Here is a 12,794-nt window from a genome sequence, read left to right as displayed (position 1 = left end):
CCATGACCCGCCGACTGTTCGCACAGATCCCATCCCTCACTGCACTGAGGAGCGCTCAATGGCGAACGCACCAAGAATAACCTCACCGAAATCCCCCTCCGCAACGGCCAAACCGGCCACCCCACCCCGCGGAAGGCGGCTGAACATCCTGGCCGGTACTGTCGGCCACTTCATCGAGTGGTACGACTGGTACAGCTACGGCCTCCTGGCCGCCGTCTTCTCCAGTCAGATCTTCCCCGGAAACAGCCCGGCGATGTCGCTGATCGGCGCCCTGCTGACCTACGCGGTCGGGTTCGTGGTGCGGCCGCTGAGCGGCATCATCATCTCCCCCCTGGCAGACCGATACGGCCGCCGCGTCGTCCTGGCCACCACCATCGGCGGCATGGCCGCGGGCAGCCTGATCCTCGCGCTCACCCCGCCGTTCTCCGTCATCGGATACGCAGCACCGCTGCTGTTCCTGCTCGCCCGCGTACTGCAGGGCATCTCGGCCGGCAGCGAGATGCAGAGCGCCATCGCCTACATGGTGGAGAACGGCTCGACCGACCGGCGCGGCCTGTTCGGCTCGTTGTCGAATGTGGCCAGCGGCCTGGCGACGCTGGCCGCCACCGGCATGGGGGCGATCGTCACCTCGACCCTGAACACCCATGACCTGGAGACGTGGGGCTGGCGCATCCCGTTCGCCATCGGCGGCCTCCTCGGCATCGTCGGTCTGCTGCTGCGCTCGCGCGCCGACGAATCCCCGGAGTTCGAGGCCGCCGCCGAAGAGGCCGCCGCCGGCCGACAACCCGAGAACCTGCGACTGCGGGAACTGCTGCGCAGGCACCCCAAGGCACTGCTGCAGACCGCGGCTCTGTCCGCCCCGGCCGTCGCCTACTACACGTGGGCCACCTTCCTGCCCACCTACGCGCACCTGACCACCGGCCGTGACCTGGACTCCGCCTTGGCTGGCAACACCATCGGACTGGGCCTGCTGGTGATCATCGTGCCACTGTGCGGCTTCCTGTCCGACCGCATCGGCCGGCGCAAGCCCTTCCCCATCATCGGGGCCATCGGCATGGTGGTGCTCTTCTATCCGCTGCTGCTCTTGTTGCAGCAACCCGGGTTCGGCGTCTACGTGACGGTGACCGTCTCCGGCTGGGTGGTCCTGGCCATCTGGCAAGGGGTCTACCCGACCATCCAGGCCGAACTGTTCCCCGCCGCCGTTCGCGTATCCGGCATCGGTGTCGCCCACCAGATCGTCATCGCAGCCCTCGGCGGAACGGCCCCACTCATCGCCAGCGCATTCATCGAGGCAGGCCACCCTATGGGCGTAGCGGTATACATGACGGCCATCGTGCTGCTCTGCCTCATCGTCTATCTGACCCTGCCGGAAACGGGCCGCTCAGGCGCGCGCACCACCACACCACCCGCTGCGGAATCCGACACCGAGCACAGCCCTGCATCCACAAAATCCATGAAAGCCACGGAGGACACCCCATGACCGCCCCGTCCCAGATCGCCCTTGTCACCGGGTCCAGCGGAGGCATCGGAGCCGCCGCTGCTGAACGGCTGCACGCAGCGGGCACGGTGGTCATCGGCTGCGACCGCACGGCACCGGACAGCCGCCCGAAATGGCTCGCGGAATTCCGCGAGCTGGACGTCACCGACGAGCAAGCGGTGCACGACACCGTGACCGCGATCAAGGCGGAGTTCGGGACGATCGACGTCCTGGTGCACGCCGCCGGCATTCTCGGCAACGAACCGCACCTGCTCACCACCCCGAGCTCCGAATTCGCCCGGGTGATGGCGATCAACGCCACGGGGGCCTTCTCCGTACTGCGCGAAGTCGGCCTTGTCATGCAGGCCCAGCGCTCCGGCTCCATCGTCGCGGTGGCCTCGGTCGCCGCGAAGGAGGCCCGTCGCGCGTACGTGCCCTACAACGCCAGCAAAGCGGCCGTGCTGAACATCTGCTGGTCACTCGCCCTGGAACTCGGCCCGGACAACGTGTCGGTCAACGCCGTGTGCCCCGGACCGGTCAACACCGCCATGTGGAACCAGCTCGCCACCCGCGCCGGCGGCAGCGACCCCGACGGAGACCAGCGCGCCCGCCAGGCCCGGGCCGCTCAAATCCCGATGGGCCGATTCGCCGAGCCAGAGGAGGTAGCGGCGACCATCACCTTCCTCACCGACCCGGCCAACCGGTACCTGACCGGCCTGAGCCTGGATGTCGCCGGCGGCGCCCGGCTCGGAATGGGCAGCTGACGGAGCGACTCCGCCCTCGGAACGGGCGACAAGGGCCGACTTCTTGTGGGCCCAGCCGTCCGCGCTGTACCCGGCTGGCTCCCACACGTCCTCGGACACCAGCTCCAGCCGGGCGCGCATCTCCAGTTACTGCAAGGCGTGCAGGTAGATCGCGCTGGTGGTCACCGACCGGCGCCCCATCCTGATCCACACCCATCGGCGGGTCGCCCAACCCCCGCTGATACGTCGGCCACTGCTCACGGTTCATCTCGCCCAGCGCCTGCACGTGCCCGCGCCACTCCACGGCTGACCCAGCCGCGCAGACTCTCCGGACTCACCCCCAGATCCCGCGCGACCTCCGTGATCGCCTTGTCGGAGGAGCGAGCCAACGCGATCGCATCCCGCTTGAACTCCTCCGAATACCGCTTCGAGTACTGACTACCCACCTGGCACTACTTCCTCTGGAACCTCATGTCCCAGTCTCCAGGTGTCCAGTCACAAGGGGAAGCTTCACCCGCCACACCCTCGCCAGCGTGGGCCGCGAAGAAGCACAGGCGACAACACCGGCCTGATAGCCGTCCGACACTGCTGATGCAAGAACCGACCGCTAGCCAACATCGACGAGTCGGAGCACGAACAGGTCGAGCGGCGCGCGGCCCATGTCTTCGTCAGTCAGCCCGAACTTCGCGCTGATCAACGTCGTGCCCACCGGAGCCAGCCACCCACACATCGCCCCGTGTCCCCAGCACACAGCCACCCCACACCGGCCCCTGACCCCGACCGTACAAAACTGAGCACTGTAGTTGGCGAACCGTGCCAGATAACGCGCTCAGTCACACTCAGTTGGCCACTGCACAGCACGCCCCAGGTAATGGTGCTCGTCCAGCACCCTCCTACCCCCGGACCAGAAGACCCTGGCGGACATCAGGGCGAAGACCGGCACCGCGACGGCAGTAGAGACCTGCCCACCCCTCCCGGTAGCGTCCGTGAAGATCGTTGTTGACCGTCGGTACGCCCCGGACCCCATCGACTATGAGCGCCTCGTCTCGCTGGTCGAGTCCACCGGCGAAACCGTCGTGCTCACTGAGGGCGGTGTGCCGGTGAGTGTGCTGTTCTCGGAGGGGGTGATGGCCAGGCTGGAGCACTGGGCCCGCGCCGACTACTCCACACCCGCAGGGATACCGCAGGGCGAGGAAGAGGAGGACGCAAACGAGACGACGTGGGACGTCGGTCGGCTTTGGACCGAGCCGTTGGCCAGCCAGCCGGTCGTCGTCGACCGGGCCGGGAGACCGTGGACGGCTACGAGGACGGCGTCACGCTGCGCCAGGTGTTCTCCACACACTGGCAACGTGTCTCATGCCTGCGTCCAGGTGCCACTGCCGGAACCTCTCGGTTTCTGCGACCATCGCTCGTGTTTCGCTGTCTTGAGTGATCAGGTTCCGGCGGTGGCCCAGGCTGTGAGGACGGCCTGGATTTCTTCGGGTTGTGCCTGGTGGGGGTGTGGGCCGCGAAAACGGTGGGCGATGATCGTGCGGCGGAGCTTGGCTGTCATGTCCTCGAAGGAGGGCTGGGTTTTGGTGGTGTACCAGCGGGCTCTGGCGCGGTGCTCGTCGGTGTCGGCGGGCTGGCGGCCGGCCAGCGCGTACCAGGTGGTGACCACGGTGCAGGCGAGCAGACCGAAGGGGACGGTGCGTTCGACTGCGCGGCGGGTGCGGTTGCGGGCCTCGCCGACGCCGAGGGTCTGGCGGGCGTCGAAGAAGGCGGTCTCGATCGCCCAGCGGGATGCGTAGCGTTCCACGATCTGTTCGGCCGGTGTGGTGAGGTCGGTGGTGACCAGGGCGGCGGCCCGGGGACATCACGGAGATCGGCTATCCGCTGGGCAGGCCGACGTCACCGCTTACCCCACCGCACAGTGGACAACGCAGCAAGCACGCAACCTGACCCCCGCGACAAGGACAGCAAGTAGACCGAGTCGTTCAACACAGTCTTCGCCGGCACAAGCACCCCGCCACGCCTACCCCGCACGCACATCCCCGGCAACCTCATCAATGAGCACAGCCATGTAGCCTGACCAGCAGCGATGGATTTCTGAACGGCACACGATCGAATGTGTTCGCCCGCGGGTCAGCATGGAGGAAGGCCGCCGCTTGCAGCGGATCAGCCGGACGGCGAAGGACCCGGTGCGGCTGCGGCGGGCGATCGTGGTGCTGATGTCCGCCCAGGGCCAGACGGTCAAGGACACTACCCCGCTGATGCAGGAGCGTTGAGTTGCCAGTTGCTTGATCGGGGCCGTCGTTGGGCGGCTGCACTCCTCGTCCGGGTTCAGAGACGTGTTGCAACGCGGATGAGGTCAGCAACTGGACGAAGGCGGCTGTGCGGCGGCCAGGCGATCACCGTTGTCACGGGCGGAGCGTCCAGGACCGGCACGGCGGCGAGGTCTCGGCGCAGGTCGGCGCCGGCTGACTCGGGGATGACCGCGGTGCTGCGGCCGAGCGCGATCAGCTGGAAGAGCTGTGTCAGGTTCCGTACCTCTGCGCCAGGTCCTTCTGGATAGCTGCCACCGGGGCCGGGCCAGCGGGCCATCGGGAGCTTTGGCAGTGTGGTGACGTCGTCCATCCGGACCTGGGAGCGGCTGGCGAGCGGGTGTGAGGCCGGCAGGATCGCGACCTGCTTCTCGGTGTACAGGGTTTCGGTGTCGAGCCCGACTGCTGAGTCGAAGGGCAGGTGGAGCAGAGCCACGTCGGCTTGCCCGTCCTGCAGCAGCTGCTGGTGCTGGTGTGCCTCGCAGAGCAGCAGATCGACGGTGGCTGCGCCGGGTTCCGCAGCGTAGGCGTCGAGCAACTTTGTCAGCAGCTCGCCGACGGTGCCGGATTTGACGGCGAGGACGAGGCCAGGATGTGCTGCCGCGGCCCGTTGGGTACGCCGCTCAGCTGCGGTCACTGCGCTGAGGATCGCGCGTCCTTCGGCCAGCAGCACGGCTCCGGCCTCGGTGAGCGTGACCTTGCGGCTGTTGCGTTCCAGCAGTGCGATTCCGAGCCGCCGTTCGAGCTGGGTGATCGTGCGCGACAGCGGCGGCTGGGCTATCCCCAGGCGCTGGGCAGCCTTGCCGAAGTGCAGCTCCTCGGCGACGGCGACGAAGTACCGCAGCTCGCGTATTTCCATGAGCCCAGGCTAATGACGGGCAGACGGCTGATCGATATCGCTCTGGTATTGCTGCACTACCGAAGTGGTGTTGGTGCCCGGCTGCGGCGCAGGCATGCTCGCTGTCATGAGCGAGAAGACGATCGCGCTGGTCACCGGCGCGAACAAGGGAATCGGGTATGAGATCGCGGCCGGGCTGGGTGCGCGGGGCTGGAGTGTCGGTGTCGGCGCCCGGGACGAGCAGCGCCGGGAGGACGCCGTGGCGAAGTTGCGCGCTGCTGGTGCCGACGCGTTCGGTGTACCCCTGGACGTGACCGACAGCGCGAGCGTGACCGCCGCAGTCCAACTGATCGAGGAGCGTGCAGGACGGCTCGACGTACTGGTCAACAACGCCGGCATTGCCAGCGGCTGGCCGGAGGAACCCACCACCATCGACCTCGAGACCGTGAGGCGACTGGTGGAGACCAACGTCATCGGCGTCATCAGGCTCACCAACGCAATGCTGCCATTGCTGCGCCGTTCGGCGCACCCGCGGATCGTCAACCAGTCCAGCCACGTCGGCTCCCTGACACTGCAGACCACGCCCGGCGTCGACCTCGGGGGGAGCAGCGGGGCCTACGCGCCGACAAAGACCTACCTCAACGCCGTCACCATCCAGTACGCCAAGGAGCTGAGCGGCACCAACATCCTGATCAACAACGCCTGCCCCGGTTACGTGGCCACCGACCTCAACGGATTCAGCGGGACCCAGACCCCCGAACAGGGCGCGGCGATCGCCATCCGACTGGCGACCCTGCCGGACGACGGTCCGACCGGCCAGCTCTTCGACGACAACGGGGCCGTGCCCTGGTGACCTGACCTTCGGATGCCTTCCCCGTCGATCGCAGACCGCAGCCGCCCGTCGACCCCACGTGCACCCCGCCAAGATCGCTGCTGCTGGCCTTTGTCACGCAGCCTTGGCCGGGTATGCGGTCCACTGCCGGATGGGTGACTCGGATACGATGCGAGTCTTCGGCCCGGCGCGGGCGTTGTGCCAGCGTATGTGGGCGGCGATGGCGGCGTTCTGCTCGTCGTGCGTGCGGTGGAACGTCAGTCCCCTGCCCGCAGCCCGGATCAAACGCCGACAAGCCGTCGCAGGCCTCCTCAACGAATACCACCGAGCCAGCTGACCATAGAACAATCCCAGCTCACAACCGATGAAGCAATTCTGAAGCGCTACGGGTAGCTGGCGCACACCCGGTGATAGCCATCAGCTATCTGCAGAGGGTGGTCGAGGTTCAACTCGCCGCGTACCAGGAGGATCGGTGAGAGTGGCTTACCCTTCCTGGCATGTTTCAGGTCCTTTGCGACCTCGGGGTCATCTGCGGGAAGCAGTTGCAGTCGGGCCGCACGCAGGATGTCCTTGGCGCGATGCCGCACCGTCGGCGCCTGCGAGAACAGCGCGGTGAGGACATCCACGAGAGCCGGAGCGGCCGTCAGCCGCAGAAATGACTCGGCTGCCGGGTAGTCGTGCCCTGTCGGGGCATCGGCCCAGCTCACGGCTACATCCCTCGCCATAGCACGTCCCTCCGACATGTCGACGATCACCGAGCCGACGACTGCTGGTCGCAAAATGTCCGCCCACCGGCCCGTCCTCCACCTCTGAGGCAGTTCCCGAGCGTTGGCACCGTCCTCCACCGTCGCCTCAGGGCGAACGAGGCGAACTCCCGAAAATGCCAGAGGCGGGTAGCAGGTCGGGGCCGGGGGCCACGCGGGTGCCCGACGGTCGTGCGGGGCACCTGGCCACATTTTCGGCTACCAGTAGTGCCGTCGCCCGCCGACCGCATGCCCCACAGAGCCCAGGACCCACAAGATCGCTCCAATCACGACCAAGGCGATTCCAATGGTCCACAAAACGGAGATCCCGGCCAAAAAACCAATGACGAGAAGAATGACCCCCAGGACGATCATGGCGTCCTCCGATTTCGCAAGAATGCCCTCCTTCCCACTGTGGACCTCGGCTGTCCCCACGGCAACCGCTCCCAGATCAGCTGACCTCGTGGCGCCGCTGCTCGGTCCTCACACGGTTGGACCGTTACCCAGGAGGGAACATATATGAACAAAAGACCTAGATGTGGTGCCCGCGAGAGCCGCTGAGAGGACTGGTCATGAGGCTGGGCAAGAAGACCGCGCATTCCGCGGAAAAGGAAAAGGGAAAGGTGAAGAAAAAGACCGGAAAGGCCACCGGCGACCGTTCCCTGGAGGCCAAGGGGAAGGGTGAGCAGGCCAAGGGCGGTCTCATGCAGGCCGCGCAGAACATCAAGGACGCTTTCAAGCGCTGACAGAGCACTCCGGATCCCCGGTTGGCCAGAGTCTGCCGGAGGGATGCTGGACGGCCTCTGGCCCGGCGGGCCCGCTGGTGGCCGCCGCCCGCGCTGGAAGTCTGCGCGGGCGGCGGCCAGAGCGTGCCCGGGACTGCGACTGCGGAGTGCGCGGCGGGGCCGGTGGTCAGGTGTTGAGCAGGCGGTCGAAGAAGGACCTATATTGCTGGAGAGCTATGCGCAGGTCCTCGGTGGCGACGTCCTCGCCGCGGTGCCATTGGCCTTCGAGCCCGTGTTTGTGGTCGGCGAATATGGTGGCGAGCAGCTGCATGACCTCGGCGACGAGCCGTCCGCCGCGCGTACGGAGTTCTGTGGGTCGTCGACGAATCCTTGCTGGATCTCCTGCCACTGGATTCGGAGGTCTTCGGCTTGTTTGGGTTCGAGGAGTGGCGCGGCATCGGGCCGGTGCGGAGACATGTCGCGTTCGCCGGCCGCGGTGTCCGGTTTGCTTCCTGCCGCGTCCGTGGTTCGGGTCCTCGGAGCCGCCTGGCCGGCATCGGGGACCGCGGTCCGGTCATCACCTGCGGGCTGTTGCGGTGCTTGTGTCTCGGTCTCCGCGATGTCCTCGGTGGACAGGCCCTCTTGGACGGGCGTCGCTTCCTCACCGCGTCCGAATCCGCTTTCTCGTCGCATGTCTCTTCACCTCCATTGTGTGGTCTGTGGCGGTGTGCGGTCTGTGCCGGCCGTCCGCTGGGCGCTCATCAGCGGCTCCCGCCCGACGGAGCGGTGTCGTCTTTCAGCAGTTCGTCAAACAAGGCGCGGTAGTGGACCATGGCGCTCCGCAGTTCCTCGGTTGAGGTGTTCCTGTCTCCGGCGCGACGGTTGATCTCGTGGGCCATGCGGTAGTGCTACAGCGTTTCGGCGTGTTCAACCGAGAGATCGCGCTTCTTCCCTCGGTCGGGTAGCCGCGCTCGCCCATCAGCGTGGTCACGAGCTGGTCCGCCTCGCCCACGGCCCGGTCAGGACCATCCACGAAGTGCTCCTGCACGCTGTTCCAGTCCCGGGCGTACCGGCTCCGGACGGTCGAGGGCAGTGGCCTGATCTCCAGGTCTTCATGGCGCTGCTCTCTCGCGCTCAGGTCGCGCTCGGCCGCTCGACGGCTGTGCTCCGCCTGGACCGTGCGCTCGTATTCCGGCCCAAAGCGCTCCCGCAGGTGCCGACGCCGGATCGTGGCCCTCAGGGCCAGCGCCACCAGGGCCACGACGACCACAGCAGCCACGATAATGATGACAATGAGGGCTGTCGACATCGCATCCTCCACTCATTGACGGCAGACCCGTGAAGCTCAGGGGGCGAACGATCCCGGTGGATTGCTGACGAGGCGTGAAGGCCACCGGCCCCAGGGAGGGTTTGCCGGCAGCGGTCTTCGCTACTGCACCATCACACGCTGCGTAGTCGCATGACGCCCATGGCGAACGTGTCCCAGGTGTACGCCCGCGGATACGCAGGGTCGACCGCAGCCCCAGAGTGTCAGGGCCATCCTCGCCCTGCGTGGAGCACGCCCGGCGCGCAACCGAGAGATCTCGTGGTACCGGGGTACCCATCCGGGTGGCCGGTCCCTCATCACCTCGACGGCCCGCAGTCCCAAAGGAGCACCGGATGACCTTGCCGGCAGGGCGGGGAGAGCTGTCCACCGCGCTCGTCGACGCCCTCTTGGACGCGCCCGGGGCGGCGACGCTGCCCGCGGGCCGCCCGCTGCGGGAGGCGGATCCGTACGGGGACGACCTTCAGCTCGGGCTCTATCTCTGCTACGACCTCCACTACCAGGGTTTCGCCGGGGTGGACGACGGCTGGGAGTGGAATCCAGACCTGCTCCAGCTGCGCCAAGCGCTGGAGCGGCGTTTTCTCGCCGCGCTGCGCGCCGACGCCACCAGACACGACGAGGTGGCAACCGCCCTGGAGGGGCTGCTGGTGGAGTCGGGCGACGACGCGGGAGTGTCGCACTATCTCAGGAACGAGGGGGAGCCCTGGCAACTGCGTGAGTACATCGCCCAGCGTTCGCTGTACCAGCTCAAGGAGGCAGATCCGCATGTGTGGGTGATCCCGCGGCTGCGAGGTGAGGCCAAGGCGGCCATGGCGGCGGTGGAGTACGACGAGTTCGGCGCCGGACGCGGGGAGCGCGTGCACGCGGAGCTGTTCGCCAACCTGATGGCGGGCCTGGGTCTGGACCCGACGTACAACAGCTACCTGGACGCCGCGTCGGCGCAGATGCTGGCCGTGGTCAATCTGATGTCGCTGCTGGGGCTGCACCGCGCGTTGCGCGGCGCTCTGGTGGGGCACTTCGCGACGGTCGAGATCACCTCATCGCCCTCCTCCGACCGGCTGGCCCAGGCGCTGCGCCGCATGGGAGCGGAGGAGGCGGTCGTGTTCTTCTACACCGAGCATGTCGAGGCCGACGCGGTGCACGAGCAGGTCGTGCGCCATGGCGTGGTCGACGGCCTGCTGCGAGACGAACCCGGGCTGGCCCCCGATGTCGCCTTCGGAGTCGACGCCACCGTCTTCCTGGAGGACCGGCTCGCCAGTCAGCTTCTGGGCGCTTGGCGCGACGGCCGCTCCTCATTGCGTGTTCCGCTGTGACCTCGGCGGACGGCGGCGGTGGCTGGTGTCGCACCACGGATAACGCGCGCTGCGGCCGCACAGACACACGGCGGCCGTGAAGCGGTCGGAGCGGACCACGCGGCCGTCCGGCAGGGCCACCTCGACGGGACCTTCGATCAGCATCGGGCCGTCCGTCCCAAGCGTCACCCGCACGACAGGCTCAGGCCTGTCGTGCCTCCACCGCTCCGGACGCGTCCCGTCGCTGTCGTTGCGCTCGTTCGGCACGGATCACCACCAGCTCTTCCGTTTCTTCGCCCGGTTCGATCAGCCCGCGGCCCTCCAGCCACGCGGCCCGCTCGCGCAGCACCGGTCCGAACGGGATGAGGCGGCGGTCGACCACGGCCGCCCGCATCTCCGCCTGCCCCAGCCGCCTCACGGTTCCTTCGACGCCGCACAGCGCGGAGTGAACCAGAAGGAGCACACCTCCGGAGCGCAGCAGCGGTGGCGCGTCCCGGCAGATCCGGTCGACCAGTGCCCGGCCGTCGACACCGGCGTTCCACGCCACGGCGCGGCCATGGCGGGCAGCCGGAGAGGGCACGTAGGGGGGATTGGCGACGATGAGATCGAAGCAGCGGTCGGCCACCGGGGTCAAAAGATCCCCGCGCATCACCTGGATCCGCAGCCCCTCCAGCCGGGAGTGGAGCCACGCCGTCGCCACGGCCAGGGCCGAGACATCGACCGCGGTCACCCGCCCGGCACCGCGCCGGGCCGCAGCGATGGCCAGGGCACCGCTACCGGTCCCGACGTCCAGGACGGCGGTGTCCTCGGTGATGTTCTCGCGGCGCAGCGCTTCGGTCAGCAGCCACGTTTCATGCTGCGGCGCGTACACCCCCGGAGGAGTCATCAGCACCATGCGCCATGAGTACCCAGAGATGGCGCCGAGCCACCGGTTTCGCGTGGTCGGCCCTGGCGCGCGGCTCTATGTCCAGTGCCGCGTTCGCGGTAGGAGCCATCATTTCCGTGGGTAACACACCCAAGTGAACCGCTCTCACGCCCGATGGGGCCCGCGCGTACGTGGTCAACCGTGGCTCGAACACCGTAAGTGTGATCGACACCGCCGCCGGCGCCGCCACCATCGGCATCAGCGCCCAGTCGCGCTTCGTGGCCTTGAGCCCGGACGGCTCCCATGCGTATGTGGCGAACGCCGACCCTGACACGGTGGGTGTGATCGATGCCGCCACGCACACCATCGTCGAGAACATCGGCTTCGGAGACGGCCCGACCGGCATCTCGCTGGCGGTGTTCGAGCACGCCAGCCGACGCGTTCGGATCCTGGGTGCGACTGCGCACCCGACTGCCTCGTGGGTGGCGCAGGCCGCTAAGAACCTGGTCATGGACCTTGAGGACGCGGGCTGCCGGGCGCGGTTCCTGATCCGGGACCGGGACGGGAAGTTCCCCGCCATCCGAGGGCAGCCACTCACGGGGTGCCGGTGGCGGAATCGGCGTCCGCACCCGTGCGGTGGAATCAGGTGCGGTGGCGGCCGGCGGACCCGACGGGCCCCGATGCCGTACCTGCGGCTTCCTGCGGTCCTTGTTGAGGAGGAGGCTGCCGTCAACGGCGCGAGCGCCGCCGCGGTTTCTCCTTCTCTTCGACCTCATCCTCCACGTCCTCAGGCTCCTCTTCTTCCTCGGCTTCTTCTTCCTCGCCCTCTTCCTCCTCATCTTCCTCTTCTTCCTCGCCTTCGGGCTCTTCTTCCTCCTCCACGACCTCACCCTCGTGCACCGTGCCCCGCCAGCCCTCGATCTCGTCGGGTTCAAGCAGCGCCTCGGCCATGAGATGGCGACGGAAGTGCTTGAGCTCAAGACGCGCGCGGCGGCCCTGGGCCCGCCAGATGTTTCCGGTGCGCTCGAAGAAGCCCTGGGGGTAGTACTGGAGGACCAGCAGGATCCGGGTGAGATCTGGAGCTATCTCATGGAAAGTCACCGCCCCGTTCACATGGCCCTTCTCAGCCCTCGACTGCCAGATGATCCGCTTGTCCGGCACCTGTTCGAGGATCTCGGAGCGCCACTTGCGATGGGACCAGAAAACCTGGACCTTCCACTCCATTTCCGTGTCGGACTCCTGTTGGACGTCCTCGACCTTCTTCATGTAGCTGGGAAAGTCCTCGAACTGGGTCCACAGGTCGTAGGTGAGGGACACGGGGGCACCGACGTCAATCTGTTCGACGATGTTGGTGACCTTCAGCTTCTTGTCCTTGCCACCGCCGCCGCCGAGGCCCGGTATGGCCTCCTTGGCTTTGTCCATGGCCTTGTCCTTGGCCTTGCCCAATCCGGCCTTCACCATGGGTTTCACTACGGCACCGAGTCCGCCTCCGGAGCTGCCGTCCCCGCCGATACTGCTCACCGATGACAGGGCTTTCTCACCCAGTGCGGTGAGGAGATTCTGCGCTTCCTGCTTCAGACGGTCGGTGGGCAGCTGCTTGGCGAGGGTGCCGACCCCGCCCGTGTGCTGGTTGTCCGGTTTCTCAGCCATAC

The 12,794-nt window shown here is 67.3% G+C and carries 14 protein-coding genes and 3 pseudogenes; 7 read left to right on the top strand and 10 right to left on the bottom strand.

The window, feature by feature from the left end:
* The first annotated feature begins 58 nt into the window (after nt 1-58).
* Complete coding sequence (locus ACWDSL_RS14995) at nt 59-1,480, top strand: MFS transporter (RefSeq protein ID WP_450485356.1); 1,422 nt, start codon at nt 59-61, stop codon at nt 1,478-1,480.
* Nucleotides 1,477-2,241 carry an SDR family NAD(P)-dependent oxidoreductase gene (locus ACWDSL_RS14990; RefSeq protein ID WP_450485354.1) on the top strand — a complete coding sequence of 255 codons (765 nt, stop codon included), beginning with the start codon at nt 1,477-1,479 and terminating at the stop codon, nt 2,239-2,241. The genes ACWDSL_RS14995 and ACWDSL_RS14990 overlap by 4 nt, the downstream gene beginning before the upstream one ends.
* A gap of 236 nt (nt 2,242-2,477) precedes the next feature.
* Here ACWDSL_RS14990 and ACWDSL_RS14985 read toward each other — a convergent pair whose 3' ends face one another.
* From ACWDSL_RS14985 to ACWDSL_RS14975, 3 genes are all read right to left on the bottom strand, one after another.
* Nucleotides 2,478-2,666, bottom strand: coding sequence for a transposase (locus ACWDSL_RS14985; protein WP_450485353.1), 189 nt, complete (start codon nt 2,664-2,666; stop codon nt 2,478-2,480).
* 986 nt (nt 2,667-3,652) lie between these two features.
* A complete protein-coding gene (locus ACWDSL_RS14980) occupies nt 3,653-4,018 on the bottom strand; it encodes a hypothetical protein (protein ID WP_450485351.1) in 366 nt (121 codons plus the stop codon).
* 524 nt (nt 4,019-4,542) lie between these two features.
* The gene (locus ACWDSL_RS14975) at nt 4,543-5,382 is read right to left on the bottom strand and encodes a LysR family transcriptional regulator (protein ID WP_450485349.1); all 840 of its coding nucleotides are present in this window, start codon (nt 5,380-5,382) and stop codon (nt 4,543-4,545) included.
* A gap of 94 nt (nt 5,383-5,476) precedes the next feature.
* On the opposite strand from ACWDSL_RS14975, the gene ACWDSL_RS14970 reads away from it, so the two are divergent.
* Nucleotides 5,477-6,214: an SDR family oxidoreductase gene (locus ACWDSL_RS14970; RefSeq protein WP_450485395.1), complete on the top strand. Its 738-nt coding sequence runs from the start codon at nt 5,477-5,479 to the stop codon at nt 6,212-6,214.
* Between the two features lie 362 nt (nt 6,215-6,576).
* Here the strand turns inward: ACWDSL_RS14970 and ACWDSL_RS14965 are convergent, their stop codons facing one another.
* Both ACWDSL_RS14965 and ACWDSL_RS14960 read right to left on the bottom strand, forming a co-directional pair.
* Nucleotides 6,577-6,900, bottom strand: coding sequence for a hypothetical protein (locus tag ACWDSL_RS14965; RefSeq protein WP_450485347.1), 324 nt, complete (start codon nt 6,898-6,900; stop codon nt 6,577-6,579).
* Between the two features lie 255 nt (nt 6,901-7,155).
* Entirely contained in the window at nt 7,156-7,311 is a 156-nt protein-coding gene (locus ACWDSL_RS14960) for a DUF6131 family protein (protein WP_450485393.1), read from the bottom strand.
* Nucleotides 7,312-7,508: 197 nt separating this feature from the next.
* On the opposite strand from ACWDSL_RS14960, the gene ACWDSL_RS14955 reads away from it, so the two are divergent.
* Nucleotides 7,509-7,682 carry a CsbD family protein gene (locus ACWDSL_RS14955; RefSeq protein WP_450485345.1) on the top strand — a complete coding sequence of 58 codons (174 nt, stop codon included), beginning with the start codon at nt 7,509-7,511 and terminating at the stop codon, nt 7,680-7,682.
* 166 nt (nt 7,683-7,848) lie between these two features.
* Here ACWDSL_RS14955 and ACWDSL_RS14950 read toward each other — a convergent pair whose 3' ends face one another.
* Nucleotides 7,849-7,992 carry a hypothetical protein gene (locus ACWDSL_RS14950; RefSeq protein ID WP_450485343.1) on the bottom strand — a complete coding sequence of 48 codons (144 nt, stop codon included), beginning with the start codon at nt 7,990-7,992 and terminating at the stop codon, nt 7,849-7,851.
* Between the two features lie 430 nt (nt 7,993-8,422).
* Nucleotides 8,423-8,970, bottom strand: a pseudogene (locus tag ACWDSL_RS14945) (hypothetical protein).
* 350 nt (nt 8,971-9,320) lie between these two features.
* Between ACWDSL_RS14945 and ACWDSL_RS14940 the strand changes: the two are divergent.
* Nucleotides 9,321-10,298, top strand: a complete 978-nt coding sequence (locus ACWDSL_RS14940) for an iron-containing redox enzyme family protein (RefSeq protein ID WP_450485341.1) — start codon at nt 9,321-9,323, stop codon at nt 10,296-10,298.
* Here ACWDSL_RS14940 and ACWDSL_RS14935 read toward each other — a convergent pair.
* Nucleotides 10,278-10,472, bottom strand: coding sequence for a CDGSH iron-sulfur domain-containing protein (locus ACWDSL_RS14935; RefSeq protein WP_450485339.1), 195 nt, complete (start codon nt 10,470-10,472; stop codon nt 10,278-10,280). The two genes, ACWDSL_RS14940 and ACWDSL_RS14935, sit on opposite strands and share 21 nt — an antisense overlap.
* Before the next feature lie 7 nt (nt 10,473-10,479).
* Nucleotides 10,480-11,172, bottom strand: a complete 693-nt coding sequence (locus tag ACWDSL_RS14930; RefSeq protein ID WP_450485338.1) for a HemK2/MTQ2 family protein methyltransferase — start codon at nt 11,170-11,172, stop codon at nt 10,480-10,482.
* A gap of 152 nt (nt 11,173-11,324) precedes the next feature.
* On the opposite strand from ACWDSL_RS14930, the pseudogene ACWDSL_RS14925 reads away from it, so the two are divergent.
* Nucleotides 11,325-11,540: pseudogene (locus tag ACWDSL_RS14925) on the top strand (IPT/TIG domain-containing protein); the annotation flags it as partial.
* Between the two features lie 12 nt (nt 11,541-11,552).
* Nucleotides 11,553-11,723: pseudogene (locus ACWDSL_RS14920) on the top strand (integrase); the annotation flags it as partial.
* Nucleotides 11,724-11,871: 148 nt separating this feature from the next.
* Here ACWDSL_RS14920 and ACWDSL_RS14915 read toward each other — a convergent pair.
* Complete coding sequence (locus ACWDSL_RS14915; protein ID WP_450485336.1) at nt 11,872-12,792, bottom strand: SRPBCC family protein; 921 nt, start codon at nt 12,790-12,792, stop codon at nt 11,872-11,874.
* Nucleotides 12,793-12,794: the final 2 nt, after the last annotated feature.

It is taken from the genome of Streptomyces sp. NPDC000941 (assembly GCF_053599555.1).
Note: the sequence above shows the minus strand (reverse complement) of the source record. Positions and strands in the feature narration are given on the sequence as shown.

Excerpts from the sequence above, each read along its gene's own strand:
- ACWDSL_RS14995 (WP_450485356.1), top strand. The coding sequence starts at position 59 with ATGGCGAACGCACCAAGAATAACCTCACCGAAATCCCCCTCCGCAACG.
- ACWDSL_RS14990 (WP_450485354.1), top strand. The coding sequence starts at position 1,477 with ATGACCGCCCCGTCCCAGATCGCCCTTGTCACCGGGTCCAGCGGAGGC.
- ACWDSL_RS14975 (WP_450485349.1), bottom strand. The coding sequence starts at position 5,382 with ATGGAAATACGCGAGCTGCGGTACTTCGTCGCCGTCGCCGAGGAGCTG.
- ACWDSL_RS14970 (WP_450485395.1), top strand. The coding sequence starts at position 5,477 with ATGCTCGCTGTCATGAGCGAGAAGACGATCGCGCTGGTCACCGGCGCG.
- ACWDSL_RS14960 (WP_450485393.1), bottom strand. The coding sequence starts at position 7,311 with ATGATCGTCCTGGGGGTCATTCTTCTCGTCATTGGTTTTTTGGCCGGG.
- ACWDSL_RS14955 (WP_450485345.1), top strand. The coding sequence starts at position 7,509 with ATGAGGCTGGGCAAGAAGACCGCGCATTCCGCGGAAAAGGAAAAGGGA.
- ACWDSL_RS14950 (WP_450485343.1), bottom strand. The coding sequence starts at position 7,992 with ATGCAGCTGCTCGCCACCATATTCGCCGACCACAAACACGGGCTCGAA.
- ACWDSL_RS14940 (WP_450485341.1), top strand. The coding sequence starts at position 9,321 with ATGACCTTGCCGGCAGGGCGGGGAGAGCTGTCCACCGCGCTCGTCGAC.
- ACWDSL_RS14930 (WP_450485338.1), bottom strand. The coding sequence starts at position 11,172 with ATGGTGCTGATGACTCCTCCGGGGGTGTACGCGCCGCAGCATGAAACG.
- ACWDSL_RS14915 (WP_450485336.1), bottom strand. The coding sequence starts at position 12,792 with ATGGCTGAGAAACCGGACAACCAGCACACGGGCGGGGTCGGCACCCTC.